The following is a 25,728-nucleotide window of genomic DNA, read 5'->3' on the forward strand; positions in this document are numbered from 1 at the left end:
TGCCCGGCCAGGTATTCGGGGCGTTGACGGATGTCGAGGACCCGGACATTGCCGACCCCGTCGGGGCCGGTCAGCGCCGTGGCGGCCACCGCGAGTTCGGCGGCGGTCCAGGCGGCGAGGCCGCCGTCGAGTTCACCGATCAGATTGTCGTACCCGATTTTCATTGCTTGCCAGACGATCTCGTCCACGTCCTGGTCTTGGTCGCGGACGATGATCAGGGGCCGGTCGGCCGGGGCGAGCCAGCCCAGCCAGCTGGCGAAGACCGGCCGCAGCGGGATCGACACCGCACCGGGGATGTGTTCGGCCGCGAACCGGGCCAGCGCGCGCACATCGATCAGGGCGGCGCCCCCGGCCAACTGGGCGCGGACGGTGTCGACGGTCAGCGCCGGCAGCGCCGGATCCTGGTCGAGGAGTGGAGGACCGAGTCGGTTGACCTCCCCGAGCCGGCGGAAGTACGGCGGATAGCTGCCCAGCGATCCCAGCAGTTGGTCGACGAACGCGTCCTCGTCGCGGGCGGCGAGCAACGGGTTGGTGGCGCGTTCGCGGGCGATGGTGCTGGTGCGTTCGGCGCCGGGCGGGGCCGAGCAGAACGAGCCCGCCCCATGCGTGGGCCACACCGCCACCTCGCCGGGTAGCGCGGCGAGACGGCGCAGGGAGGCGTACTGGGCGCGGGTGAGGGCCTCGGTGCGCTCCGGAGAGATCAGGTCGGTACGGGCGGCAGAGCCGACCAGCAGCGAGCCGCCGGTGAACACCCCGACCTCCTTCTCGCCGTCGAGGAGCAGGTAACAGAGGTGTTCGTGGGTGTGCCCGGGCGTCATCAGGGCCCGCAGCCGCAGCCCGCCCAGGTCCACCTCGTCGCTGTCGCGCAGCCCGGTATGGGGGAACTCCCGGTCCCCGGCGGCTGAGGCCAGCACGCGCGTCCCAATAGTGGCGCCGAGTTGGTGGGCGCCGGAAAGGAAGTCGGCGTGCAGGTGGGTGTCGGCGGCGAACGCGACGGTCAACCCGCGGCGGGCGGCCGCGGCATGCACCGCGCGCAGGTCCCGGCTGACGTCGACCACCAACGCGCGACCGTCGCCGAGATCCACGAGGTAGGCGGAGTTGCCGAGTCCGTCGTCGACGAGCGGTACCAGATCGATTCCGGCCATGGCGTCTCTCCTGTGTCGACCGTGTCGCGGTGCAATGCCCCGACCTGACATGTTCTACACTATTCCAAAGATGATTGGAGAATGCCATGGGTGATCGGATCGCGAAGACGGAACTGTTCGACCAGTTCGCCCGGGTCGGCAAGGCCCTGGGCAGCGGCAAGCGGCTCGAACTGCTGGATCTGCTGGCTCAGGGCGAACGCACCGTCGACGCCCTTGCCCGCGCCTGCGAGCTGGGAGTGACCACCGCGTCCGCGCATCTGCAGACCCTCAAGCAGGCCAATCTGGTGGCCACCCGCCGCGAGGGCACCAAGGTTTTCTACCGGCTCGCCGGCGAGGACGTGGCGCAGCTGTTCGCACTGGTCCGTACGGTCGCCAACGAACACCTGCCCGACGTCGAGGCCGCCCGCACCACGTATCTCGGCCCGGCCGACACCGAATACGTGAGCAAGGACCAGCTGCTCGAGCGGGCCCGATCGGGGAAGGTGACGGTGCTCGACGTGCGCCCCCGCGAGGAATACCAGGCCGGGCACATCCCCGGGGCGGTGTCGATTCCGTTGGACGAGTTGGCCGATCACCTGGCCGACCTGCCCGAAGATCAGGAGATCGTCGCTTACTGCCGCGGCGCCTACTGCGTGCTCGCCCACGACGCGGTCCGGCTGCTGACCGACCACGGCCGCCGCGCAGCGCGGCTGGCCGACGGCATGCTCGAGTGGCGGCTGGCGGCCCTACCGGTCGACTCCCTGACCTGACCGCAAACCCGGCTGTTGCGGTGGATTTGATGGAGCCGCTCGACACCCGGAGTCGAGACGGTGATGATCACGCTGCTGCGTGCGGCGTGAGCGCTGGGTGAGGAGCCGCCTCCCGGGTGAGTCAGTCGCCGATGACGGCGTCGGCCTCGATCTCGATGAGCAGGCCGGGGGCGATCAACGCGCTGACCTCGAGGATCGTGGTGGCGGGACGGATCTCGCCGAAGACCTCGCCGTGCGCGATGCCGGCCTCTTCCCACCGGCTCATGTCGGTGAGGTACAGGCGGGTGCGGATGACATCGGTCGTGCTCGCGCCGGCCTCCGACAGTGCTGCCTCGATTCGGCGCAGTGCCTCCCGGGTCTGTTCTCCGAGATCGTCTCCACCGACGGGCCCGTCGGGACCCGACGCAGTGGTGCCTGACACGGACACGAGCTGACCGATCCGCACGGCTCGGGAATAGCCGATCTTGGCTTCCCACTCGGAACCGGACGAGACGTTGTTTCTGTTCGACATGAGCGACATTGTCGCAAGCCTCGATTCGGCGCTCACCAGCGCGGTCGTACTCGACGGTCCGGTCTCCTCGCGGGTCGAAGTCTTGACAGCGGTTAGAACAAATGTTCGCATGTACTCATGAGGTGGGATGGGCAAGCGGTCGACGCCGACGACGGTGCATTGCCGGGGCTGGAGCGCGCCGGGCTCGTGCGCAGCGTGCAGACACCCGAGTTCGACGGCATCACCTTCCACGAGGTGCTCTGCAAGAGTGCGCTGAACAAGATGCCTGAGGAGTCGCAACTGCCTTTCCGCTTCACTGTCAACGCTTTTCGCGGATGCTCACACTCGTGTCGCTATTGCTTCGCACGGCCCACCCACGAATACCTCGACCTCGACGCGGGCCGCGATTTCGACAGTCAGATCGTCGTGAAGACCAACGTCGCGGCGGTGCTGCGCAAGGAACTGGGACGTAGGTCGTGGAAGCGGGAGCACGTGGCGCTCGGCACCAACACCGATCCCTATCAGCGAGCGGAGGGCCGGTACCGTCTGATGCCCGGCATCATTCGGGCGCTGGCCGAATCCGCCACCCCGTTCTCGATACTCACCAAGGGGACGCTGCTGCGGCGCGACCTCCCGCTGCTGACGCTCGCAGCCCAGCAGGTGCCGGTGAGCATCGGCGTGTCGCTGGCGATCCACGACCCCGACCTCCAGAAGTCGATCGAGCCGGGCACGCCCTCTCCGAAGGCGCGTCTCGATCTGATCCGGGCGATCACCGACGCCGGACTGCCCTGCAATGTGATGGTGGCCCCCGTCATTCCCTTCCTGACCGATTCGGTACGGCATCTGGACGGGCTGCTCGAATCCATCGCCGACGCGGGCGCCTCGGGTGTGACCGTCTTCCCGATGCACCTGCGAGGTAGTACCAAGGGCTGGTTCATGAACTGGCTGTCGACGGAGCATCCCGCGCTCGTCCGTCAGTACCGGCAGTTGTACGGGCGGGCGGCCTACGTTCCGCCCGAATACAAGTCGTGGCTGAAGCAGCGTGTCGACCCACTCGTCGACCGGTACGGTCTGGGTGGCGGGGCGAACCATCGGGAGGCCGGGCGCAGCGAGGCCGTCGAGTCCGATCGCGGTGAACTGGTCGGTGTCGGTCGTCCCGGACCGGCGCTCACTCTGTTCTGACGTGAACGGTCCGTCTCGGCTCGTACCATTCGGCGCCGGCAGGTTCTCCCGCCATGTTCCAGCTCCACGAGACGGTCGGTGCGATGCGCACGTAGAGACCGGGACCGACCATTCCGTCCCGTTCCACCGGCCGATCGGCCGAGCCGTAGACGCGGATGGAGCGCGCGACGAATGGCTCGAACGACACCAGGTCGTCGACGACCAGCGACACCTTGTTCCTCCCGGCCCGGATGTTCCGGAACTTGCGGGTACCGGCGACGGACGGTCCGGAACCTCCCACCCAGAAGTCCGTTCCGTCGAACTCGAAGGCGAGTGGAACCACGTCGGGTTGCCCGTCCGCGCCCACGGTGGCGACGCGGGCGATCGGCTGCGACCGCAGGTAGGCGATCTCTTCGTCCGTGAACGACATGGAAATCTCCTCTTCGATGTCAACCGATGTCCCTGTGTCGACACTAGCCAAGCGGACGAGTAACGCTCCCCGCCTTCCCGGAGACAAGGGGAGAGGGGGTTCGCCCGACGCACACCGACCGAGGAGCGTCATGCCTGTGGGAAATCTGGTTGTCCGATCGGCGGTGGTGGGTTCGCTCGCCGCGGCCGCACTGCTCGGTGCACCGGCCGCCGCCGGGGCGGATACGGTGACGCTGACCCCCACCTACACGATCGGGCACGGTCTGAACCCCGGCGACATCAGCGTGTGCGGAGGGCGGATCGACGCCCAGGCGTCGTCCGACTACCCGGAGTCGTACGGGCCGAACTACGTGCTGTTGAAGACATACTTCGTGGGCCCCTCCCGGGTCTGCCTGGTCGACGGAACCCTGCTCTGGCGCAATCTCGACACCGGTGCCTCCGGAACGAAGCAGTGGGCGTTGAGCGGGTGGGACGGTCCGGGCGCGCCGACAGCCGTGTACTTCGATCCGGGGGCGGGCCGGGTCAGCATCGAGATCACCACGAGCACCCCGAACATTCCGGGTCGGGGCGAGTTCACGGCGACCTGAGTGTCGGTGCTGCGGGTTCAGGCGAAGACGTTGTCCAGCCAGGACTTCCACGCGTCCTGCGACTTCTCCTGGTCGGCACCCGCGGCGAACAGGTGGTGCGCCGCGTCGACTGTCCCGCCGAACGCGTTCCGGCCGTAGAACCGGTACAGCGCATCGGCGGTCCGGATGCCGATGAAATGCGGCGTCAGGTAGTCGACGACGCCGTCGACGGTGCCGAAACCGGGGACGGCGACGGACACGGTGTCGCCGGCGGTCGAGGTATCGGTCAGACCGAGCGCGCCGCGGAGTGTGGCCATTGCGCCGGGACCGGTGGACGTATCCGGGCCGCCGGTCGTGATGTAGGTGGCCGCGCGGCCTGCGAAGTACTGGACGTACTGGCCGAGGCTGTGAAGGTAGAACGTGGTGTGCTTGTCGGCGCCGTCGTACTGCGCGTCCCAGTCGTCGGTGAAGATGCCGCTGTGGACGTAGCGCAGCGCCGCGGTGCTGCCGTCGCGGGCCTCGATCAGGTATTCGAGGGCGTTGAACCAGCCGTCGGGACCTTCCTGGCGCACGGCGAACTTCCGCGGCGGCTCCCACGCGACGACGGTCGGGTCGTCCGGTCCCTCGCTGCCGACGCCGGGATCGAGTTCGGAGGGAAACATCCACCCGCCGGTGCCGCTGGTGACGGCGGCGAACACGTCCTCCGGAGTGGCGTTCAGGACGACCTCGCGGCGAATCTCGAAGTTCTCGGACATGGCTAGCTCTCCTCGTGACGGTTGTCGGGTGACTTCGCTTGCTCGGACGGTGTTTTCAGGCTGGGGTGCAGTGCGACGACGAGTCGGTGTCTGCGGCCGTTCGGGGCGTTCTCGTCGTGGTATCGGGCCACCAGGTGCTTCACGGACTCGCCGAGTTCGTCGGCGAAGGCGGACCGGTCGGCCGCGGACGCGAACCGGATCTCGCTGTCGATCGCGTAGGTGGCCAGCGGCTGACGCGCCGCGGTGGCGCCGGCGATCAGCTCGCCGACCTCACGCACCAGGCGAGCGGCCAGTGCCACCAGCCAGCGGGCCGACAGTTGGTCCGGCGACCGGTCGGGATCGGGTGCGAGGGCGGCGAACGCGGCGGGGGAGATGACGTACGACGCCGCGGTGGCCTGGAAGACCCGCTCGGTGACGTTGCCCTTCTTGCGTTCCTCGACGAGTTCGACGAGGCCGTGCTCCTCGAGCGCCCGCAGGTGGTAGTTGGCCTTCTGTCGCGTCAATCCGACCGTCGCGGCGATGGAACTCGCCGAACCGGGTTCGGCCAGCGCCGCCAGGAGCCGTGCCCGGACCGGGTCCAGGGAGATCTCGGCGGCGGCCGCTTGATCGATCACTGCTACGTCCAACATGCGTCAACTGTCGCACCGACAGTAAATTCTGTCAAGACAAAAATAATTGTCGGGTGTCGAGTGGTCAGCGCAGCGCGGGCGGGTTGTTCAGATCGCGTGCCGAATAGGTGTCGCAGGCCTGGACCTGACCCGTCCGGTACCCGGTGGCGAACCACTTCTGGCGCTGCTCCGAGGAGCCGTGCGTCCAGCCCTCGGGATTCACCCGGGCGCCCGCGGACTGCTGGATCCGGTCGTCACCGACCGACGAGGCGGCGGAGAGGGCGTCGTCGATGTCGGTGTCGGTGAGGGTGTTCAGGAACGGCGGCCCGCCGTCGGGGCCGGGGAGGGTGTCGGCGTAGTGGGCCCACACGCCCGCGTAGCAGTCGGCCTGTAACTCGGTTCGCACCGCGGCCGAGTCGGCGCCCCGCGGGTCGGCCTGAGCCCGCCCGATGTCGCCGAGCTGGTTCTGGATGTGATGGCCGAACTCGTGCGCCACGACGTACTCCTGTGCCAGCGGTCCGCCGCTGGACCCGAAGCGGTCGACGAGGAGCTGGAAGAAGCTGGTGTCGAAGTACGCCGTCGAGTCGGCCGGGCAGTAGAACGGTCCGACGTCGCTGGTGGCGTTGCCGCAGCCGGTGTTGACCGAACCGGAGAACAGCACGACCTCTGGCGGCACGTACGCCGTGCCGGTCTGTTTCGCGAGCTCCTGCTCCCACACGGAGTCGAGACTGCCTGCAGTGAACACCACTCGGCAGTTCACGTCGCGGTTGGCGTCCGCGCCGGTCTCGCATCCGGCGAGGCCGGCGCCGGAATTCTGGCCGGCGGAATCGGTGGTGCCGCTGAGGCCGCCGAGCAGCGAGCCGGGATCGCCGCCGAGGAGCAGTGCGAGGACCAGCACGATCAGACCGCCGGCGCCGCCGCCCATCGCGAACTTGCCGCCGAGACCACCGCCGCCCCCGCCCCCGACCGACACCCGGCCGGAGTCCATTCGGGCGCCCTCGTTGAAGGTCATGTGTCGTCGCTTTCTCGTCAGTTTTCCGGTGCGTGCCGATCGAGGCTCGCACGTGAAGCGGGTATGCGTTTCCGCTCACGCACGGTGTCTCCGTAGGATCTCAGCCAACGAAGTAGCTTGCCCCATGTTTCGAAAGGAATCCCGTGCTGCGCACACATCTCGCCGGTTCATTGCGAGCCGAGCAGGCCCAGCAGACCGTAACCCTCACCGGTTGGGTTGCCAGGCGTCGTGATCACGGCGGGGTGATCTTCATCGATCTACGTGACGCGTCGGGTGTCTCCCAGGTGGTGTTCCGGGAGGGCGCCGCCGCCGAGCAGGCTCACCGTCTGCGCGCGGAGTACTGCGTCAAGGTGACCGGTGTGGTCGAGGTGCGTCCCGAGGGCAACCAGAACTTCGAGATCCCCACCGGGGCCATCGAGGTCAACGTCACCGATCTCGAGGTCCTCAACGAGAGCGCGCCGCTGCCGTTCCAGCTGGACGACCAGGCCGGTGAGGAAGCGCGCCTGAAGTACCGCTACCTGGACCTGCGCCGTGAGGGCCCAGGTCACGCCATCCGGTTGCGGTCCAAGGTCAACGCCGCGGCACGCGCCGTGCTCGCGCACCACGAGTTCGTCGAGGTCGAGACGCCCACGTTGACGCGGTCGACGCCGGAGGGCGCCCGCGACTTCCTGGTTCCCGCGCGACTGCAGCCGGGCAGCTTCTACGCGTTGCCGCAGAGCCCGCAGCTGTTCAAGCAGCTGCTCATGGTCGGTGGCATCGAACGCTACTACCAGATCGCGCGCTGCTACCGCGACGAGGACTTCCGCGCGGACCGCCAGCCCGAGTTCACCCAGCTCGACATCGAGATGAGCTTCGTCAACCAGGACGACGTCATCCTCCTCGCCGAGGAGGTGCTGTCGTCGTTGTGGAAACTGGTCGGGCACGAGATCAAGACGCCGATCGCGCGGATGACGTACGCGGAGGCGATGCGTCGCTACGGTTCCGACAAGCCGGACCTGCGTTTCGGTGTCGAACTGGTGGAGTGCGCCGAGTTCTTCAAGGACACCACTTTCCGGGTCTTCCAGCAGGAATACGTCGGCGCGGTGGTCATGCCCGGCGGTGCGAGCCAGCCGCGTAAGCAGCTCGACGCCTGGCAGGAATGGGCGAAGCAGCGCGGGGCCAAGGGCCTGGCGTACGTGCTCGTCGGCGAGGACGGCACGCTCGGCGGACCGGTGGCCAAGAACCTCACCGACGCCGAACGCGAGGGGCTCGCCGCGCACGTCGGCGCGAAGCCGGGCGACTGCATCTTCTTCGCCGCCGGTGCCACCAAGTCGTCCCGTGCGCTGCTCGGCGCCGCGCGTGGCGAGATCGCCCGCAAGCAGGACCTCATCGACCCGGACGCGTGGGCGTTCGTGTGGATCGTCGACGCACCGCTGTTCGAGCCGACCGCGGACGCCACCGCGAGCGGCGACGTCGCGCTCGGCTACAGCGCCTGGACGGCGGTGCACCACGCGTTCACCTCGCCCAAGCCGGAGTCCTTCGACACGTTCGACACCGATCCGGGTTCCGCGCTGGCGTACGCCTACGACATCGTCTGCAACGGCAACGAGATCGGTGGCGGCAGTATCCGTATCCACCGCAAGGACATTCAGGAGCGAGTGTTCAAGGTGATGGGCATCTCCCACGAGGAGGCCGAGGAGAAGTTCGGCTTCCTGCTCGACGCGTTCGCGTTCGGCGCCCCGCCGCACGGCGGCATCGCGTTCGGCTGGGACCGCATCACCGCGCTGCTGGCCGGTGTCGACTCGATCCGTGAGGTCATCGCGTTCCCGAAGTCGGGCGGCGGCGTCGATCCCCTGACCAATGCTCCGGCTCCGATCACCGCGCAGCAGCGCAAGGAGTCCGGGGTGGACGCCAAGCCGGAGCCGAAGGGCGAGGCCGCGGCGGCCAAGCCCGACGCACCCGCAGCCAAGTAGGCGGGCCCGCCGGCGCGATCTGCCGGCAGGACTCGATTGACCGGACGACGCGGAACAGCCGGGGGACACGATGTTGCACCTGCGAGTGATCTGTCCGGCCGAGCGCACCGAGGACGTCCTCGGTGTGCTCGCGGCGGAACCCGGCGCCACCCACGTGGTGGTGCTGCGCGCCGCCGCGATCGACCCCGCCGGTGACGCGATCCAGACCGACGTGGCCCGCGAGGCCGCGAACGACGTGATCGACGCGCTCGAGGCCCTGGGAATCGACCGCACCGGTGCGATCACGGTGGAGCCCGTCGAAACGGTGCTGTCGAAATCCGCACACGACGCGGAGAAGGCGGCCCCGGGTGATCCCGCGGACAGCGTCGTGTGGGAGGAACTGGTCAGCCGGACGCGCGAGGAGTCGACACTCAACGGCACCTTCCTCGCGTTCCTCACCATCGCCTGCCTGCTGGCCGCGGTGGGTGTGGTGACCGACTCGCCGATCACCGTGGTCGGGGCGATGGTGGTGGGACCGGAGTTCGGTCCGCTCGCCGCGCTCGCCGTCGCGCTGATGCGGCGCAAGCTCGGTCTGGCCCGGCGGTCGCTGATCGCCCTGCTCTTCGGTTTCCCGTTCGCGATGGCGGCGACGCTGGTCGCGACGCTGCTGATGGAGCGGGTCGGCTGGATGGAGTTCGAGAGCATCGAGTCCCTCGACCAGGTCGATTTCATCTACCGGGTCGGACCGCTCTCACTGATCGTCGCGCTCCTCGCCGGCGCGGCCGGCATGCTCGCGCTCGTGTCCGCGAAGTCGGCGGCACTCGTCGGCGTCTTCATCTCGGTCACCACCGTTCCCGCGGCGGGATTCGCCGTCGTCGCGGTCACCGTGGGCGAATGGCGCGTGGCGGCGCTGGCGGCGCTGCAGCTCGGTGTCAACATGGTGGGCATCGTGATCGCAGGCGTCCTGGTTCTGGCACTGCGATTGCGCAGCGGAGGCGATCCCCGCCGGCTCCTCGAACAGGCGCGGAAAGAGCGCTCGCCGGCACAGAGGCGGAGGGCCTGATGATCGTCTCACCGCACGACGGCGCGGGCTACGACGAACTCTTCGGCGACGGCGGCGACGTCCGGGAACCGTGGGCGGAGTTGGCGCAGGACTTCACGGGCGGCGGACCGGACTCCGTCCGCCGCCTGCAGTCCCGCATCCGGCTTCTCGTCGACAATCACGGGATCACCTACAACCCCCTCGACGGATCGGACGCCCCGACCGCGCCGCCGCGGTGGGAGATCGACGCGGTCCCGCTGATCGTCGCGGCCGAGGAGTGGGAGCAACTCGCGGCGGGCTTCGTGCAGCGTTCCCGCCTCCTCGACGCGGTACTGGCCGATCTGTACGGACCGATGGCGCTCGTCCGGAGCGGCGCCGTGCCGGCGCGCACGGTGTTCGGGCACCCGGGTTACGTCCGTGCGGCGCACGGCATCACGGTGCCGGGCCGCCATCAACTGTTCCTGCACGGACTCGACGTCGGCCGCGGGGCGGACGGCACGTTCCACGCGTTGCGCGACCACACGCAGTCCCCGGCAGGCGCCGGCTACGCGATGGCGGACCGCCGCGTCGTCGCCCGGGCGATGCCCGGCATCTACGAGACCGTGGGCCCGCGCCCGCTGTCCTCGTTCGCCCAGTCGATGCGGCTCGCGGCGATCGACGCCGCCCCCGCGGGCACCGAGGACCCCCTGGTCGTGGTCCTCAGCCCCCGTACCCGGTCCGAGGCGGCGTTCGATCAGGCGTATCTCGCGACAGTCCTCGGCTTCCCGCTCGTGGAGAGCGCCGACCTGGTCGTCCGCGACGGCCATGTGTGGATGCGCTCCCTCGGCAATCTGGAACGTGTCGACGTCATCGTCCGGCGGGTGGACGCCGACCTCGCCGACCCCCTCGACCTCCGGCCCGACTCCCGGTCCGGCGTGGTCGGGCTCGTCGAGGTGCTGCGACGGGGAGCGGTGACCGTCGTCAACCCCCTCGGCAGCGGAATCCTGGAGAACCCGGCCCTCACCCGGCTGCTGCCGGACCTGTGCCGTCGTCTCTTCGACGAGGACCTGCTGCTGCCGTCCGTGCCGAGTTTCTGGGGTGGCGACCGGTCGGAGCTGTCGCACATCCTCGCGAACGCCTCGTCGATGGTGCTGCGCGCGGTGCACAGGGGTTCGCCGATCGTGCCCGCCGAGCTCGGTGCCGCCGACCGGGACACCCTGCTGGACCGGGTGCGGGCCGAACCCGAGCGGTGGGTCGGGCAGATCGTGCCGGACCCCTCGTATGCGCCCGCAGCCGACGGATCCGGGGACGTCTTCCTCGCACCGGTCGGGATGCGGCTGTTCGGTGTCGCGCAGCAGGTGGGATTCACCCCGATGGCCGGAGGTCTCGGCACGTCCCTCGTTCCCGGGGCCGAGCGCGGGGACCGGCGCCATGCCGGCGCGAAAGACGTCTGGATCCGGCTGGCCCAGCGCACCGCGTCCACCGATCCGGGGGACGGCGCCGACCGTGACGGGGAAGCGCTGCCCACGTATGCGGCGACGACGTCCGATCTGATGACGTCGCCGCGCGCACTGACCGAACTGTTCTGGATGGGCCGGTTCGCCGAGCGCGCCGAGGGTGCGGCACGCCTGATGATCGCCGTCGGCGAGAAGTACCGCGACTACCGCCTGCGACCGTGGCTCGCGGGCGGAGGAAGCCTCCCGGTCCTGCTGGACACGGTCTTGCGGGTCGCCGACGCCGGAAACCGCCCGGAGGGGCCCGGTCGCGGTGCCGAGTCCGGCTCGGATCCGGTCGCCGACCAGCTGCGGGTGCGCTCGGAATTCCGTTCGCTGACGATCGACCCCGACCGGGACGGGTCGCTCGCGCACGCGGTCCGCGGCGTCGAGCAGGCCGCGCGGGCCGTGCGCGGGCAACTGTCGAACGACATCTGGGCCGTCCTCAGTTCCGTCGAACGCGTGCTCGGACAGGTCGCTGCCGACACGGTCGACGACGGGTCCGTGCTGTTCGAGGCGCAGTCCGCGGTGCTCGGCGGGATGCTCGCCCTGTCGGGAGTCGCCGCGGAATCGCTGGTCCGGGACACCGGCTGGCACGTCATGGACATCGGCAAGCGGATCGAGCGGGCATCGACGCTGACTGCGCTGGTGGAGTCCACGCTGCGGCGGAGAACGGATCCGGCGACCGAGCGGGCGGTGATCGAATCGCTTCTCGTCGCAACCGAGAGTTCGGTCGTCTACCGCCGCCGCAATCGGAGCATTCGCCCGGCCGCCGTGGCCGAGTTGCTGCTGTTCGACGTGAAGAACCCGCGGTCGCTGGCGTTCCAACTCGAGGCGCTCCGCGCGAATCTGGCCGCACTGCCGGACGCCTCGGGTGCGTCGCGTGCGGAGCGGCTCGTCGAGTACATGGTCAACACCGTGCGCCGCGTCGACCCCCTTCGACTCGAATCGGTGGACGCGAACGGGTCCCGGAAGGAGCTGGGTGAGCTGACGACCACGATGCGCGCGCTGCTGAGCGAACTGTCCGACGTGATGCTGAAAGGTCAGCTGTCGCTGCCGGGCGGCACCCAGCCGCTGTGGGGCAGCGGGACGACGTGGAGCGCCTCGCAGGGAGGGGTTCCCGCATGACCGGCGTGTCGCCCCGGACGGACGAGGCAGCGGAACGGCCGGTGCTGCGCCGATACAAGATCACCCACCGCACCACGTACACGTACTCGGGGCCGGTGTCCTCGTCGTACGGCCGGGGTTACCTCCTGCCCCGCGACACCGAGGAACAGCGGTGCGTCAGTTCCGTCGTCGACATCTCTCCGGTCCCCGCGGACCGCTCCACCGGGTCCGACGTGTACGGCAACCGGGACCTGTACTTCCAGGTGAGCACCCCGCACGAGGAACTGGTCGTGGCGGCGGAGTCCGAGATCGAGGTCTACGGTCCGGACAAGACCAGGCTCGCCGCCGCACCGGCGAACGCGCCGTGGGAGTTGTCCCGCCCCGTGGGAACCGAGGGGGCGATGGCGCAGGAGTTCGTGCTGGACCTCGAACCCCCCGAGATCAGCGATGCGGTCCGCGAGTACGCGGCGCCGAGTTTCCCGCCGGAACGGCCCCTCGTCGACGCGGTGGTCGATCTCACCACGCGCATCCACCGCGACTTCCAGTACAAGTCGGGGTCGACGTCGGTCTCCACGCGTGTCGCGGAGGTGCTGGAGAAGCGGTCGGGGGTGTGCCAGGACTTCGCCCGGCTCGCCATCGTCTGCCTGCGGTCGCGCGGACTCGCGGCCCGGTACGTGTCCGGCTATCTGGCGACGCAGCCGCCGCCCGGCAAGGAACGGATGATCGGCGTCGACGCGACCCACGCCTGGGCCGCCGTGTGGATGCCGGGGGACCGGTGGCTCGCCTTCGACCCCACCAACGACCAGCTGGTCGACGAGCGGTACACCGTGGTCGCGTGGGGTCGGGACTACGCTGATGTGCCGCCGCTGCGGGGTGTCATATACACAGAGGCACGAAACAGCACCATTGCGGTGTCGGTTGACGTCGCGCCCATGGAAGTGCTCGCGCCGGATCAGCCGAAATGCTGAAATTCATCCGGGCTTCCGGTGGAGGACTCGATGATCCGTGTCACTAGCAGGTAAGTTGGTCCGCGATGACTGCAATACTGGCAGACCCCGTTTCAGAGGTAGTTGCCGCAGCCGAGAAGCTGCTCACCCGTCGCACAGGGGCACCCGTGACACTGGTGGATCCCGTGGATCTCGGCGGTAGTGGCCGCACCATCGTGCTCCGTGTGCGCGTGGCGGAGAATCCGTTCTCCCTGCCGCGGACGTTGGTGATCAAGCAGGTCCGCGAGGAGTCCGGGGTGTCCGGCGCGCGGGCCGTCGATCCCGACGATCTCACCGGCGACAGCCGCAGCGCCTTCCTTCGGGAGGCCGTCTCGTACCAGTTCGCGACCGCGCTGGCGACGGACAGCCGCCCCGGAGCCGAACTGCTCGCATCCGACCTCGACGCCCGGCTCCTCGTGCTCAGCGACCTCGGGGACGCCACCCCGATCAGCGCCCTCCTCGAGCACTCCGACTCCGACACCGTCACCAACACCCTGATGGCGATGGCCCAGGCACTGGGGCGCATGCACGCGGCCACTGTGGGCCGCGAGGAGGACTTCACCGCGCTGCTGCGCCGAGCCGAGGTGGCGCACTGCGACGACACCGTGGCCGAGCAGGTGGAGCGTGCGGTGCCCGCCGTGCCCGGCCTGCTGTCCGAGATCCTCCGCGTCGACGTCTCGCCGGACCTGACCGATCAGGTGGCGCGCGCCGCGAAGCTGTTCGAGAGCGGCCGGTTCCGGGCGTTCAGCCCCTCCGACCTGTGCCCGGACAACATCATCGTCAACGACGAGGGGGTACGGTTCCTCGACTACGAGTGGGGCGGCTTCCGCGACGCCATGCTCGACATCGCGTACGCGCTGGTCTCGTTCCCCGGCTGCCTGTGCAGCATCGACCTGTCCGAGGACCGGACACAGGCGATGATCGAGGCCTGGCGCGCGGAGGTCGTGGGGATGTGGCCCGCGCTCGCCGACGACAACGTGCTCGCCGCCCGCATGGTCGAGGCGCAGCTGATCTGGGTGTGGCTCAGCACCTACCTGTTCCTGCCGGAGAACCACACGCGGATCGCCGCCGTCCGCGAGCACCACCTGTCCGTGCCGCGGTCCGAGGCGCTGACCCAGCGCTGGGACAAGCTGGCGCGTTCGGCGGATCACGCCGGGAACACGGTGGTCGCCCACCACGCCCGCGTCATCGCCGACAAGATCCGGGGACTGTCCGTCAGCTGACCCGCGGTCCGGCCGGACTGGGTCGGACGGTGCGGTTCCAGTAGCGTCGAACTTGTGAGCGATCTTTTCGGTTCGGATGTCGGCGAGGACGAGTCGGCAGGCCTGTTCGAGACGGCGCAGCCCGACGAGGCGGCGGCCCCGCGATCGGTTCCCGGTCCGGTGACGGTCGACCACCACGCACCGCTGGCCGTGCGCATGCGTCCCCGCACGCTCGGCGAGGTGGTCGGGCAGCAGCATCTCCTGGGCCCCGGTGCGCCGCTGCGACGACTCGTGGAGGGGTCGGGGGCCGCGTCCGTCCTCCTGTACGGTCCGCCAGGCACGGGCAAGACCACGCTGGCGTCGCTGATCTCGGGGGCCACCGGCCGCCGCTTCGAGGCACTGTCCGCGCTGTCCGCCGGGGTGAAGGAAGTGCGCGGCGTCATCGAACTGGCACGCCGCCGCCTCCTTGCGGGCGAGCAGACGGTGCTGTTCATCGACGAGGTGCATCGCTTCTCCAAGACCCAGCAGGACGCCCTGCTGGCGGCGGTGGAGAACCGGATAGTGCTGCTCGTTGCCGCCACCACCGAAAACCCCTCGTTCTCCGTGGTGTCCCCGCTGCTGTCCCGCTCACTCGTCCTGCAACTGCAGTCGCTGACGGCGGACGACATCGAGAACCTCCTGGAGCGGGCCCGCACCGACGAGCGGGGTCTCGGCGGGGAGATCGAGATCGCGGGTGACGCGATGGATCATCTGGTGCGCCTCGCCGCCGGCGACGCCCGCCGGGCGCTCACCGCGCTCGAGGCGGCGGCGGGCGCTGCGCTCGACCAGGCCGGTGACGCGGACCGTCCGGTGCTGCTGGACCTCGCGACCGTGGAGGCGAGCGTCGACAAGGCGGCCGTCCGCTACGACCGCGACGGCGATCAGCACTACGACGTGATCAGCGCCTTCATCAAGTCGATCCGCGGTTCGGACGTCGACGCCGCCCTGCACTACCTGGCGCGGATGCTGACCGCGGGCGAGGACCCCCGCTTCATCGCGAGGCGCTTGGTGGTCCATGCCAGCGAGGACATCGGGATGGCCGACCCCACCGCGTTGCAGACCGCGACCGCCGCCGCGCAGGCGGTGCAGCTGATCGGTATGCCCGAGGCCCGCCTGGCCCTCGCGCAGGCCACGATCCACCTCGCGACCGCTCCCAAGTCGGGGGCCGTCATCGCCGCGCTCGGCGCCGCGATGGCGGACGTCGCCGCCGGAAACGCCGGACTCGTCCCGCCGCATCTGCGCGACGGCCACTACGCGGGGGCGGCGAAACTCGGCAACGCCGTCGGGTACCGCTATCCCCACGACCATCCCGACGGGGTACTGGCGCAGCAGTATCCGCCGGACGAGCTGGTCGGCGTCGACTACTACCAGCCCACCACTCACGGCGGTGAGCGGGACATCGCGGGGCGCGTGGACAAATTGCGCGCCATCGTCCGCGGCACGAACCGTCAGGGTGGCCGGTTAAGCTGAATGTTGCCGAACCGCCGGGTGTGCCCGGCTGCCCGGCGACCGCACCCCAGCGGCTGGACCCCCGGTTCGACCCTGTAGTTCGACCCATCGTTGCCCTCGAGACAGACAATAAGGATCACTGACGTGCAGACCCACGAGATTCGCCGGCGCTTCCTCGACCATTTCGTCAAGGCAGGCCACACCGAGGTACCCAGCGCCTCGCTGATTCTCGACGATCCGAACCTGCTGTTCGTCAACGCCGGGATGGTGCAGTTCGTGCCGTTCTTCCTCGGCCAGCAGACGCCGCCGTACCCGAGGGCGACCAGTGTCCAGAAGTGTGTGCGCACCCTCGACATCGAGAATGTGGGCATCACCACACGGCACAACACGTTCTTCCAGATGGCCGGCAACTTCTCGTTCGGCGACTACTTCAAGCGCGACGCGATCAAGCATGCATGGTCGCTGCTGACCTCGAGCGTCGACGACGGGGGTTACGGCTTCGATCCCGAGCGCATCTGGGTGACGGTCTACCTCGACGACGACGAGGCCCGCGACATCTGGCGCGACGAGGTCGGCGTTCCCGAATCGCGAATCCAGCGCCGAGGCATGGCCGACAACTACTGGTCCATGGGCATTCCCGGCCCCTGCGGCCCGTGCTCGGAGATCTACTACGACCGCGGCCCCGAGTACGGCAAGGAAGGCGGCCCGGAGGCCGACGAGGACCGCTACATCGAGATCTGGAATCTCGTGTTCATGCAGAACGAGCGTGGCCTCGGCATCAGCAAGGACAACTTCGAGATCCTCGGCCCGCTGCCGAAGCAGAACATCGACACCGGCATGGGCGTCGAACGCGTCGCGTTCCTGCTCCAGGGCGTCGACAACGTGTACGAGACCGACCTCGTGCGCCCGGTCATCGCGAAGGCCGAGGAACTGTCGGGCCGCAAGTACGGCGCCGTCCACGACGACGACGTGCGCTTCCGGGTGATCGCCGACCACGCGCGCACCGCCGCGATGCTCATCGCCGACGGTGTGAACCCCGGCAACGACGGGCGTGGCTACGTCCTGCGCCGCCTGCTGCGGCGCATCGTCCGGTCCGCGAGGCTGCTCGGCGCCGACAAGCCCAGCATGCGTGAGTTCATCACCGTCGTCCGCGACACGATGGCACCGTCGTACCCCGTCCTCGACACCGACTTCGGCCGCATCGAGACGGTCGCGGTGGGGGAGGAGACCGCGTTCCTCAAGACCCTCACGTCCGGCTCGAAGCTGTTCGAAGGCGCCGCCGAGTCGGTGAAGGCGTCCGGTAAGTCGACGATCGGCGGCGACCAGGCGTTCGCACTCCACGACACGTACGGTTTCCCGATCGACCTGACCCTGGAGATGGCCGCCGAGGCGGGCCTGACCGTCGACGAGGAGGGCTTCCGCACGCTGATGGCGGAACAGCGGCAGCGCGCGAAGGACGACGCCCAGGCCCGTAAGCACGCGCACGCCGACCTGACCGTCTACAAGGAACTTCTCGATCGCGGACCCACCGAGTTCACCGGATTCCACGAATTGGTCTCCGAGGCACACGTTCTCGCGCTGATCTCGCAGGGGCAGCGGGTCCCCGTCGCGACGGCCGGCCAGGACGTCGAGGTCATCCTCGACCGCAGCCCCCTGTACGCGGAGGCGGGTGGACAGATCGCCGACCTCGGTACCCTCACGGGCCCGGGACTGCGGGTGAAGGTCAACGACGTCCAGAAGATCGCCAAGAAGCTGTGGGTCCACAAGGTGACCGTGCAGGAGGGTCAGCTCACCGAGGGTGACGTCGTGCTCGCGCAGGTCGACGCCGCGTGGCGCAAGGGTGCCACCCAGGGGCACTCCGGCACGCACATGGTGCACGCCGCGTTGCGGCAGGTGCTCGGCCCCAACGCGGTTCAGGCCGGCTCGCTGAACAAGCCGGGCTACCTGCGTTTCGACTTCTCCTGGCAGGGCGCGCTGACGGAAGCGCAGAAGCAGGACATCGAGGTCGTCGCGAACGAGGCGGTGGCCGCCGACTACTCGGTGAACACGTTCGTCACCGACCTCGACAAGGCGAAGTCGATGGGTGCGATGGCGCTGTTCGGCGAGAACTACGGCGACGAGGTGCGGGTCGTCGAGATCGGCGGACCGTTCTCGATGGAGCTGTGTGGTGGAACTCACGTGGGTAGCTCCTCGCAGATCGGCAACGTCACACTGCTCGGTGAGCAGTCCGTCGGTTCCGGTGTGCGTCGCGTCGAGGCCTACGTCGGGCTCGATTCGTACCGGTACCTGGCCAAGGAACGCGCGCTCCTCGCCGGTCTGTCGTCGTCGCTGAAGGTGCCCTCGGAAGAAGTGCCTGCCCGCGTCGAGGCGCTGGTGGAGCGACTTCGGGTGGCGGAGAAGGAACTCGAGCAGACCCGCGCGCAGGCGGTCCTCGCCGCGGCGGGCACGTTCGTCGACAAGGCGCAGCGGGTCGGGCCCGTGCTGCTGGTCGCGGACTCCGCCCCGGCCGGCGTCGGCGGCAACGACCTGCGTGGGCTCGTCACCGACATCCGCGGCAGATTCGGCACCCAGCCCGCCGTGGTCGTGCTGCTCGGCGACGTCGACGGCAAGGTTCCGTTCGTGGTGGCCGTGAACAAGGCGGCACAGGAACTCGGCCTGGCGGCCGGCGACCTCGTGAAGGGATTCGGTCCGAAGATCGGCGGCCGCGGAGGCGGAAAGGCCGACATGGCCCAGGGTTCCGGCTCCGACACCAGCGGAATTGCGGCCGCCCTCGACGCTGTCCGGGGACAAGTGGCGGACAAGGTGGGGAGCCAGTAGCAGTGGATCACGCGGAACAGGGTCCGGATCGACCGGGAGTCGACGACCCTGGGCGTGGTCGGCGCATCGGCATCGATGTGGGCAGCGTCAGGATCGGCGTCGCGTCGAGCGACCCCGACGGGATCCTCGCCACCCCCGTGGAGACGGTGCCCCGGTCCAAGGAGCGGGGACCCGACGCGCCGGATATCCGGCGCATTGCCGACATTGTCGAGGAATACGAGGCCGTGGAGGTTATCGTCGGTCTGCCGCAGACCTTGCGGGGTGAACGGGGGAAGGCCGCCTCGATCGCTACTGTGTTCGCGAAGCGATTGCGAAGGAAGGTCGACCCGATACCGGTGCGGATGGCGGACGAACGTCTGACGACCGTCACGGCCGCGCGGGCGCTTCGCGAGAGCGGTGTCAGTGCGAGGGGCCAGCGTCCTGTGATCGACCAGGCTGCGGCGGTGGCGATCTTGCAGGGATGGTTGGACGAGCGGAGCGGGTCGGTGAACGCAGGGGATTCAGGTAGGGACGTGCAGCTACCGGAGGGAGGCCAGTGAGCAATCATCGCCGACCCTCAGGTGAGCGACCCGAATTCCAGTACGTCCCCCGCGAACCCCGACGGCACCGCTACCTCGACGAGGACGACGACCAGGTCGACTACGCGCCGCCCCCCGAGGACGACGACGTCGTCACCACGGGCAGGCACGCGGTGGTGTACGACGACCGTGTAGTCGACGAACCCCACGCCGACTACGCGGACCCGGTGTACGAGCAGCCGGTGTACGAGCAACCGTTCGACCCCGAGCCCGTCTACGAGGACGGATACGGTCCCCGCTCGTACGGCGACGCCCGCGCCTACCGCGAACCGGCAGCAGACGACCACGCGTACGACGACTACGCGTACGTCGACGAGCCCGTACGTGTCGACGAACCGTACGAGGCCCACGCCTATCCCGACGACGGCTACGACACACCGCCCCACGAGCCCGATGTCGCGTTCGCGGAGGCCGAGACGCAGATAATCTCGGCGATCCCCGAGGAGATCCCGCCGTCGCGCGCCCACGCCCGCACGCAGGCCCGCCGCCGCAAACAGGCCGAGGGCCGCGCTCGCCGAGGGAAACTGTTCGGCGCCCTCGCGGCCGCGACGGTCCTGATCGTGCTGGTCGGCATCGTGTTCGTCGGCGGCAAGATGTTCTTCGGCGGGCCCGACGCCCCCGCGGACTACGCGGGCCCGGGTGGTCCCGAAGTGGTCGTGCAGGTGCATCCGGGCGACACCGCCGAGGAGATCGCCTCCACCCTGGCGGAGCGGGACATCGTCGCCAGCGGATCGGCCTTCTTCAACGCCGCAGTCCAGAGCAATGCGATGAACTCGGTGCAACCCGGCTTCTACAGCCTCTCGACCCAGATTCCGGCGGACGACGCCGTGCAGGAACTGGTCGACCCCGCCTCCCGTGTCGGGCAGATGATCATCTCCGAGGGCAGGCAACTCCACGACACCACCGATGTGCAGACCGGGGCCAAGAAGAAGGGGATCTACACGCTGATCTCCGAGGCCAGCTGTATGGGTGACGCCGGCCAGGAGCAGTGCATCAGTTACGACGACCTCAACGCCGCCGGTGCGGGCGACCTGTCCGCGCTCGGGGTGCCCGACTGGGCGAAGGACGCGGTCGCCGGTGTTCCGGACCGGGACCGTCAGCTCGAGGGACTGATCGCCGCGGGAAGCTGGGACTTCGATCCGACCGCCGGCCCCGCCGCCATACTCCAGCGACTGGTCACGGACAGTTCCGCGAGTTACGAGAAGACCGGAATCCTCACCGCGGGCAACCAGGTCGGCCTCACGCCGTACAAGATGCTGATCGCGGCGTCGCTGGTGGAGCGGGAGGCGATGCCGGACGACTTCTCGAAGGTCGCTCGCGTCATCCTCAACCGGCTCGCGGTCAACCAGGCGCTGCAGTTCGACTCGACGGTCAACTACGCGCTCGACACCACCGAACTGGCGACCACCGACGCCGACCGCGCACAGGTGACACCCTGGAACACGTACGCCAGCCCCGGGCTGCCTGCGACGCCGATCTCCTCGCCGAGCATCGGGGCGTTGCAGGCCGTCGAACAACCGGCGCCGGGCGACTGGATCTACTTCGTGACGGTCGATTCGAAGGGCACGACCCTGTTCACGAAGAGTTACGACGAACACCTGGCCAACATCGACCAGGCTCTCAACAACGGGATTCTCAACAGTGGACGATGAAGTGGTGACCGCACGCAAAGCTGCGGTGCTGGGCAGCCCGATCGCGCATTCGCGCTCGCCGCAACTGCACCTCGCGGCGTATCGGGCGCTCGGTCTCACCGGATGGACCTACGACCGGATCGAGTGCGACGGGGAGCGGCTGCCCGGCCTGGTGTCCGGGCTCGGCCCGGAATGGGTCGGTCTGTCCGTCACGATGCCGGGCAAGATCGCCGCACTCGAATTCGCGTCCGAGCGCACCGAACGGGCCGTGGCGATCGGCTCGGCGAACACCCTCGTCCGTATCGAAGGTGGCTGGCGTGCCGACTGCACCGACGTCGACGGGGTCAGCGGTGCGCTCACCGCGGGTGGTGTCGGAACCATCGCGGGCGCCGAGGCGGTCGTCGTCGGCGCCGGGGGAACGGCCAGGCCCGCGCTCGTGGCGCTCGCCGACATGGGCGTGAAATCCGTGACCGTGGTGGCACGGGACGCGGGTCGCGCGGCAGGTGCATTGGGGTGCGCAGAATCGGTGGGGCTCGACGTCCGGCTGCTCGGCTTCGACAGCCCGGAACTCGGTGCCCGGTGCGCGGCGGCGTCCGCGCTCGTCAGCACCGTTCCGTCCGCGGCGATCACCGAGTACGCGGACCTTCTCGGGCGGGCGCCGTTCGTGCTCGACGCGATCTACGACCCGTGGCCGACCCCGCTGGCCGCCGCGGTCGAGGCGGCCGGCGGCACCGTCGTCGGCGGGCTCTCGATGCTCCTGCACCAGGCGTTCGGTCAGGTGGAGCAGTTTACCGGTCGCCCGGCGCCGCGCGAGGCGATGGCGGCCGCTCTGGGCTAGTTGTCCACAGGCCGGACCGCCGTCCACAGGTCGATTGTCGTGCCAGGTCACGGTGATCGACACCGTGACCCGGTCATGCATGCTGCTCGGTATGTGGTGGCTGATCGCGGCGAGTGTGGTGGCAGGTGCGGGTGCGGGATGGGCAGCCCGCCGGACGGCCTGTCTGTTCGTGGGCACGGTGCGGCCGGGCTGGTGCGAGGCGGTGTGCGCCGTCGGCGTCGCCGTCACGGTGTGGGCCGCCTCCGCCGCATCCGCCCCGTGGGTGCTGCCGTGTGCGCTCGCGTTCTGGTGGTGGTGTGTGAGTCTCGCCGCCACCGATCTGTGTGCGCGGAGGCTGCCGAACCTACTGACCCTGCCCGGATTCCTCGCGATCGTCGTCGGCGGTGCGGCGACCGGATCCGCGGCCGCCGCCGTGATCGGCGGGTTCCTGCTGGCGGCGGCGTATCTCGCCCTGTACCTGGGCGCACCCGGTGCGGTCGGTGCGGGTGACGTGAAACTCGCACTCGGAGTCGGCGCGGCTGCCGGGCTGGCCGGGGGAGAGGTCTGGGTGCTCGCGGCCGGGCTCGCGCCGGCGCTGACAGCGCTGGCGGGCTGCATCGTCCTCGCCGTCCGGCGTTCGCCGCCGCCGCTCCCGCACGGCCCTGCCATGTGTGCCGCGACACTGGTTGCGCTGTTCGCCGCGCACGTCACCTGAACGAGTCCGCGCCCGGCACGCGGTTGGGAGGACCACCGTCACTGCCGGGCGCGGCGACATGGAAGGATATTGGGCGTGCTGCGCTGGATAACTGCCGGAGAATCCCATGGTCCCGCCCTCGTCGCGATGCTCGAGGGGATGGTCGCGGGCGTCGAAGTGACGTCCGAGGACATCTCGACCCAACTCGCGCGACGCCGCCTCGGCTACGGCCGCGGTGCGCGGATGAAGTTCGAGGCCGACAAGGTCACCATCGTCGGTGGCGTGCGCCACGGGCGGACGCTCGGCGGACCGATCGCCGTCGAGGTGGGCAACACGGAATGGCCCAAGTGGGAAACCATCATGTCCGCGGACCCGGTGGACGCCGAACTGCTCGCCGATCAGGCGCGGAATGCGCCGCTCACCCGCCCGCGCCCCGGTCACGCCGACTACTCGGGCATGCTCAAGTACGGATTCGACGACGCCCGCCCGGTTCTCGAACGCGCGAGTGCGCGCGAGACCGCGGCCCGGGTCGCGGCCGCGACGTTCGCCCGCAGCTTCCTCCGCCAGGTGTTCGGCGTCGAGGTGCTGTCCCACGTGATCTCCATCGGCGCGTCCGCCCCCTACGTCGGCCCAGAACCCACCGCGTCGGATCTGGCGGCGATCGACGCCAGCCCGGTACGTGCCTTCGACAAGGCCGCCGAGGAATCGATGATCGCCGAGATCGAGGCCGCCAAGCGTGACGGCGACACCCTCGGCGGTGTCGTCGAGGTCGTCATCCACGGTCTCCCCGTGGGTCTCGGATCGTTCATCAGCGGCGCGGACCGCCTCGACGCCCGTCTCGCGTCCGCCCTGATGGGAATCCAGGCCATCAAGGGTGTCGAGGTCGGCGACGGCTTCGAGACCGCGCGCCGTCGCGGCAGCCAGGCGCACGACGAGATGCGTCCGGGCCCGGACGGAATCCTGCGTTCGACCAACCGCGCGGGCGGTCTCGAGGGTGGCATGACCAACGGGGAGGCGCTCCGCGTTCGCGCGGCGATGAAGCCGATCTCGACGGTTCCGCGCGCACTGGCCACCGTCGACATGTCGACCGGTGAGGAGGCCGTGGCCATTCACCAGCGGTCCGACGTGTGCGCGGTGCCCGCCGCCGGTGTCGTGGCCGAGGCGATGGTCGCGTTGGTCGTCGCCCAGGCGGCACTCGAGAAGTTCGGGGGCGACTCGGTTGCCGAGACGACCGCCAACTACGAGCGTTACGCGTCGGGCGTCGCAGCCCGGCTCGCGCGATGACCAGCCGGTCTGCCGTCGCGTCGGGGCGGTGACGGATGATGGCACCGAAAGCCGTACTCGTCGGCCCCCCGGGAGCGGGTAAGTCCACGATCGGGCGGCGCCTCGCGCAGGCCCTGGACCTTCCGTTGTTCGACACCGACGTGGCGGTCGAGGAAGAGGCGGGACGCACGATCGCCGAGATCTTCGTCCAGGAGGGCGAACCCGCCTTCCGCGCGCTCGAGGAAGAGATCGTCCGGAAGGCCATCGAGAGCCACGAGGGGATCGTGTCGCTCGGCGGTGGATCCATCCTCTCCGAGCGCACCCGGGAATTGTTGAAGGGCCACACCGTGATCTATCTCGAGATCAGCGTGGCCGAGGGGCTCAAGCGCACGGGGACCAACACCGCGCGCCCCCTTCTCGCCGGTGGCGACCCCCGCCAGAAGTACACCGAGTTGATGCGCAAGCGCCGACCGTTGTACCGGCAGGTGGCGTCCATCCGGATACGCACGGACGGTCGGAGCCCCGCCCGTGTGGTGCAGCAGCTGGTGGCGAAACTCGCCGAGTGATGGGCGACCCCGGCGGAGTCGCCGAGTGATGGGCGACCCCGGCGGAACAGAGACATCCGAGAATCTCGGACAAGACGGAGCGGAGCAGCAGACAGTGACCGAACCGGTACGCGTACAGGTGCAGACGGCGAACCCCTACCCGGTCATCATCGGGCGCGGATTGCTCGGCGAGCTGGTGGACGAACTCACCGGCACGAGGACGGTGGCGATCTTCCATCAGCCGCCGCTGGCGGAGACGGCGGAGGCGGTGCGCGCGGCGCTCGCCGAAAAGGGAATCGATGCGCACCGCATCGAGATTCCGGACGCGGAGGACGGCAAGGATCTGGCTGTGGCCGGCTTCTGCTGGGAGGTCCTCGGCCGGATCGGGCTGACCCGCAGCGACGCCGTGGTCAGCCTGGGCGGCGGCGCGGCCACCGACCTCGCCGGGTTCGTCGCGGCGACGTGGATGCGCGGTGTGCGCGTGATCCACGTGCCCACGACGTTGCTCGCGATGGTGGATGCGGCGGTCGGCGGCAAGACCGGCATCAACACCGAGGCCGGCAAGAACCTGGTGGGTTCCTTCCACGAGCCGTCGGCGGTGCTGATCGACCTGGCGACGCTCGAGACGGTGCCACGCAACGAGATCGTCGCCGGGATGGCGGAGGTCGTGAAGACCGGCTTCATCGCCGACCCGGTGATCCTGGATCTCATCGAGAAGGACCCCGAAGCCGCTCTCGACCCCACGGGAACCGTTCTGCCCGAACTGATCCGGCGGTCCGTGGAGGTCAAGGCCAAGGTCGTTGCCGCCGATCTGCGCGAGTCCGATCTGCGCGAGATCCTCAACTACGGGCACACCCTCGGGCATGCGATCGAGCGGCGTGAGCGCTACCGCTGGCGCCACGGTGCGGCGGTCGCCGTCGGGCTCGTGTTCGCGGCCGAGCTGGGGCGTCTGGCGGGACGCCTCGACGATGCGACGGCGGATCGGCACCGCACCATCCTGGAACTGGTGGGTCTGCCCACCACGTACGACGCGGACGCGTTCGGCCAGTTGGTCGAGGGAATGCAGACCGACAAGAAGAACCGGGCGGGCGTCCTGCGGTTCGTCGTCCTCGACGGGCTCGCGAAGCCCGGACGGCTCGAGGGTCCGGACCCGTCTCTGCTCGTGGCCGCGTACTCCGCGGTGGCGCGGGAAGAGAAGCCGGGCACCGGCGGTGCCGTCCTGCTGTGACGTAGCGGCACG

The 25,728-nt window shown here is 69.3% G+C and carries 23 protein-coding genes; 17 read left to right on the forward strand and 6 right to left on the reverse strand.

All coding sequences use genetic code 11. The features are described 5' to 3' along the window. Window positions 1-1,145 (reverse strand): MBL fold metallo-hydrolase (locus tag AZG88_RS09930; protein WP_061697585.1); only part of this gene is annotated, 1,145 nt, incomplete at its 3' end. A gap of 86 nt (window positions 1,146-1,231) precedes the next feature. Between AZG88_RS09930 and AZG88_RS09935 the strand changes: the two genes are divergently transcribed. Continuing rightward, entirely contained in the window at window positions 1,232-1,894 is a 663-nt protein-coding gene (locus tag AZG88_RS09935) for an ArsR/SmtB family transcription factor (RefSeq protein WP_061045041.1), read from the forward strand. A 121-nt stretch (window positions 1,895-2,015) separates the two neighbouring features. Here the strand turns inward: AZG88_RS09935 and AZG88_RS09940 are convergent, their stop codons facing one another. Then, on the reverse strand, window positions 2,016-2,414 hold the full coding sequence (locus tag AZG88_RS09940) for a RidA family protein (RefSeq protein ID WP_061697586.1): 399 nt from the start codon (window positions 2,412-2,414) through the stop codon (window positions 2,016-2,018). A 108-nt stretch (window positions 2,415-2,522) separates the two neighbouring features. Here AZG88_RS09940 and AZG88_RS09945 point away from each other — a divergent pair, with 108 nt between their 5' ends. After that, complete coding sequence (locus AZG88_RS09945) at window positions 2,523-3,566, forward strand: Rv2578c family radical SAM protein (RefSeq protein WP_061697587.1); 1,044 nt, start codon at window positions 2,523-2,525, stop codon at window positions 3,564-3,566. Here the strand turns inward: AZG88_RS09945 and AZG88_RS09950 are convergent. After that, window positions 3,553-3,975 (reverse strand): PPOX class F420-dependent oxidoreductase, encoded by a 423-nt coding sequence (locus tag AZG88_RS09950; protein WP_061697588.1) that lies wholly within the window; start codon window positions 3,973-3,975, stop codon window positions 3,553-3,555. The two genes, AZG88_RS09945 and AZG88_RS09950, sit on opposite strands and share 14 nt — an antisense overlap. A gap of 130 nt (window positions 3,976-4,105) precedes the next feature. On the opposite strand from AZG88_RS09950, the gene AZG88_RS09955 reads away from it, so the two are divergent. Next, window positions 4,106-4,561, forward strand: coding sequence for a hypothetical protein (locus AZG88_RS09955; RefSeq protein WP_061697589.1), 456 nt, complete (start codon window positions 4,106-4,108; stop codon window positions 4,559-4,561). Window positions 4,562-4,578: 17 nt separating this feature from the next. Here the strand turns inward: AZG88_RS09955 and AZG88_RS09960 are convergent, their stop codons facing one another. The 3 genes from AZG88_RS09960 to ypfJ all read right to left on the reverse strand — a co-directional run bounded on the left by AZG88_RS09960 (window position 4,579) and on the right by ypfJ (window position 6,915). Then, a complete protein-coding gene (locus AZG88_RS09960; RefSeq protein WP_061697590.1) occupies window positions 4,579-5,295 on the reverse strand; it encodes an SRPBCC family protein in 717 nt (238 codons plus the stop codon). A gap of 2 nt (window positions 5,296-5,297) precedes the next feature. Further along, a complete protein-coding gene (locus AZG88_RS09965; protein ID WP_061697591.1) occupies window positions 5,298-5,924 on the reverse strand; it encodes an ArsR/SmtB family transcription factor in 627 nt (208 codons plus the stop codon). Window positions 5,925-5,988: 64 nt separating this feature from the next. After that, the gene (gene ypfJ / locus AZG88_RS09970; RefSeq protein ID WP_061697592.1) at window positions 5,989-6,915 is read right to left on the reverse strand and encodes a KPN_02809 family neutral zinc metallopeptidase; all 927 of its coding nucleotides are present in this window, start codon (window positions 6,913-6,915) and stop codon (window positions 5,989-5,991) included. 143 nt (window positions 6,916-7,058) lie between these two features. Between ypfJ and aspS the strand changes: the two genes are divergently transcribed. The 14 genes from aspS to aroB all read left to right on the forward strand — a co-directional run bounded on the left by aspS (window position 7,059) and on the right by aroB (window position 25,716). Beyond that, window positions 7,059-8,867, forward strand: a complete 1,809-nt coding sequence (gene aspS / locus AZG88_RS09975) for an aspartate--tRNA ligase (protein WP_061697593.1) — start codon at window positions 7,059-7,061, stop codon at window positions 8,865-8,867. Between the two features lie 70 nt (window positions 8,868-8,937). Further along, window positions 8,938-9,909, forward strand: coding sequence for a DUF389 domain-containing protein (locus tag AZG88_RS09980; protein WP_061697594.1), 972 nt, complete (start codon window positions 8,938-8,940; stop codon window positions 9,907-9,909). Next, window positions 9,909-12,488: a circularly permuted type 2 ATP-grasp protein gene (locus AZG88_RS09985; RefSeq protein WP_061697595.1), complete on the forward strand. Its 2,580-nt coding sequence runs from the start codon at window positions 9,909-9,911 to the stop codon at window positions 12,486-12,488. The genes AZG88_RS09980 and AZG88_RS09985 overlap by 1 nt, the downstream gene beginning before the upstream one ends. Continuing rightward, window positions 12,485-13,435 (forward strand): transglutaminase family protein, encoded by a 951-nt coding sequence (locus AZG88_RS09990; protein ID WP_025432516.1) that lies wholly within the window; start codon window positions 12,485-12,487, stop codon window positions 13,433-13,435. The genes AZG88_RS09985 and AZG88_RS09990 overlap by 4 nt, the downstream gene beginning before the upstream one ends. 65 nt (window positions 13,436-13,500) lie before the next feature. Next, window positions 13,501-14,676 carry a phosphotransferase family protein gene (locus AZG88_RS09995; protein ID WP_005241649.1) on the forward strand — a complete coding sequence of 392 codons (1,176 nt, stop codon included), beginning with the start codon at window positions 13,501-13,503 and terminating at the stop codon, window positions 14,674-14,676. A gap of 54 nt (window positions 14,677-14,730) precedes the next feature. Further along, window positions 14,731-16,164, forward strand: a complete 1,434-nt coding sequence (locus tag AZG88_RS10000) for a replication-associated recombination protein A (RefSeq protein ID WP_025432517.1) — start codon at window positions 14,731-14,733, stop codon at window positions 16,162-16,164. A 123-nt stretch (window positions 16,165-16,287) separates the two neighbouring features. Then, window positions 16,288-18,960 carry an alanine--tRNA ligase gene (gene alaS, locus AZG88_RS10005; RefSeq protein ID WP_005241652.1) on the forward strand — a complete coding sequence of 891 codons (2,673 nt, stop codon included), beginning with the start codon at window positions 16,288-16,290 and terminating at the stop codon, window positions 18,958-18,960. A 2-nt stretch (window positions 18,961-18,962) separates the two neighbouring features. Beyond that, the gene (gene ruvX, locus AZG88_RS10010) at window positions 18,963-19,499 is read left to right on the forward strand and encodes a Holliday junction resolvase RuvX (RefSeq protein ID WP_061045035.1); all 537 of its coding nucleotides are present in this window, start codon (window positions 18,963-18,965) and stop codon (window positions 19,497-19,499) included. Next, entirely contained in the window at window positions 19,496-21,190 is a 1,695-nt protein-coding gene (locus AZG88_RS10015; protein ID WP_061697596.1) for an endolytic transglycosylase MltG, read from the forward strand. The genes ruvX and AZG88_RS10015 overlap by 4 nt, the downstream gene beginning before the upstream one ends. Further along, window positions 21,180-22,007 carry a shikimate dehydrogenase gene (locus AZG88_RS10020; RefSeq protein ID WP_005241670.1) on the forward strand — a complete coding sequence of 276 codons (828 nt, stop codon included), beginning with the start codon at window positions 21,180-21,182 and terminating at the stop codon, window positions 22,005-22,007. The genes AZG88_RS10015 and AZG88_RS10020 overlap by 11 nt, the downstream gene beginning before the upstream one ends. A 34-nt stretch (window positions 22,008-22,041) precedes the next feature. Then, window positions 22,042-22,701, forward strand: coding sequence for a prepilin peptidase (locus AZG88_RS10025; protein ID WP_025432518.1), 660 nt, complete (start codon window positions 22,042-22,044; stop codon window positions 22,699-22,701). A gap of 75 nt (window positions 22,702-22,776) precedes the next feature. Further along, window positions 22,777-23,964 carry a chorismate synthase gene (aroC, locus tag AZG88_RS10030; protein WP_025432519.1) on the forward strand — a complete coding sequence of 396 codons (1,188 nt, stop codon included), beginning with the start codon at window positions 22,777-22,779 and terminating at the stop codon, window positions 23,962-23,964. A 38-nt stretch (window positions 23,965-24,002) separates the two neighbouring features. Next, window positions 24,003-24,509, forward strand: coding sequence for a shikimate kinase (locus AZG88_RS10035; RefSeq protein ID WP_005241678.1), 507 nt, complete (start codon window positions 24,003-24,005; stop codon window positions 24,507-24,509). A gap of 94 nt (window positions 24,510-24,603) precedes the next feature. Beyond that, window positions 24,604-25,716 (forward strand): 3-dehydroquinate synthase, encoded by a 1,113-nt coding sequence (gene aroB / locus AZG88_RS10040; protein ID WP_005262316.1) that lies wholly within the window; start codon window positions 24,604-24,606, stop codon window positions 25,714-25,716. Window positions 25,717-25,728 lie beyond the last annotated feature (12 nt).

The sequence above is a fragment of the Rhodococcus sp. LB1 genome (assembly GCF_001583455.1).
Classification (GTDB): Bacteria; Actinomycetota; Actinomycetes; order Mycobacteriales; family Mycobacteriaceae; genus Rhodococcus_F; species Rhodococcus_F opacus.

Coding starts and splice junctions, on each gene's coding strand:
- AZG88_RS09950 (WP_061697588.1), bottom strand. CDS start 3,975: ATGTCGTTCACGGACGAAGAGATCGCCTACCTGCGGTCGCAGCCGATC.
- AZG88_RS09965 (WP_061697591.1), bottom strand. CDS start 5,924: ATGTTGGACGTAGCAGTGATCGATCAAGCGGCCGCCGCCGAGATCTCC.
- AZG88_RS09945 (WP_061697587.1), top strand. CDS start 2,523: ATGAGGTGGGATGGGCAAGCGGTCGACGCCGACGACGGTGCATTGCCG.
- AZG88_RS09960 (WP_061697590.1), bottom strand. CDS start 5,295: ATGTCCGAGAACTTCGAGATTCGCCGCGAGGTCGTCCTGAACGCCACT.
- ypfJ (WP_061697592.1), bottom strand. CDS start 6,915: ATGACCTTCAACGAGGGCGCCCGAATGGACTCCGGCCGGGTGTCGGTC.
- AZG88_RS09995 (WP_005241649.1), top strand. CDS start 13,501: ATGACTGCAATACTGGCAGACCCCGTTTCAGAGGTAGTTGCCGCAGCC.
- AZG88_RS09990 (WP_025432516.1), top strand. CDS start 12,485: ATGACCGGCGTGTCGCCCCGGACGGACGAGGCAGCGGAACGGCCGGTG.
- AZG88_RS09985 (WP_061697595.1), top strand. CDS start 9,909: ATGATCGTCTCACCGCACGACGGCGCGGGCTACGACGAACTCTTCGGC.
- AZG88_RS09980 (WP_061697594.1), top strand. CDS start 8,938: ATGTTGCACCTGCGAGTGATCTGTCCGGCCGAGCGCACCGAGGACGTC.
- AZG88_RS09940 (WP_061697586.1), bottom strand. CDS start 2,414: ATGTCGCTCATGTCGAACAGAAACAACGTCTCGTCCGGTTCCGAGTGG.
- AZG88_RS09955 (WP_061697589.1), top strand. CDS start 4,106: ATGCCTGTGGGAAATCTGGTTGTCCGATCGGCGGTGGTGGGTTCGCTC.
- AZG88_RS09935 (WP_061045041.1), top strand. CDS start 1,232: ATGGGTGATCGGATCGCGAAGACGGAACTGTTCGACCAGTTCGCCCGG.
- AZG88_RS10035 (WP_005241678.1), top strand. CDS start 24,003: ATGGCACCGAAAGCCGTACTCGTCGGCCCCCCGGGAGCGGGTAAGTCC.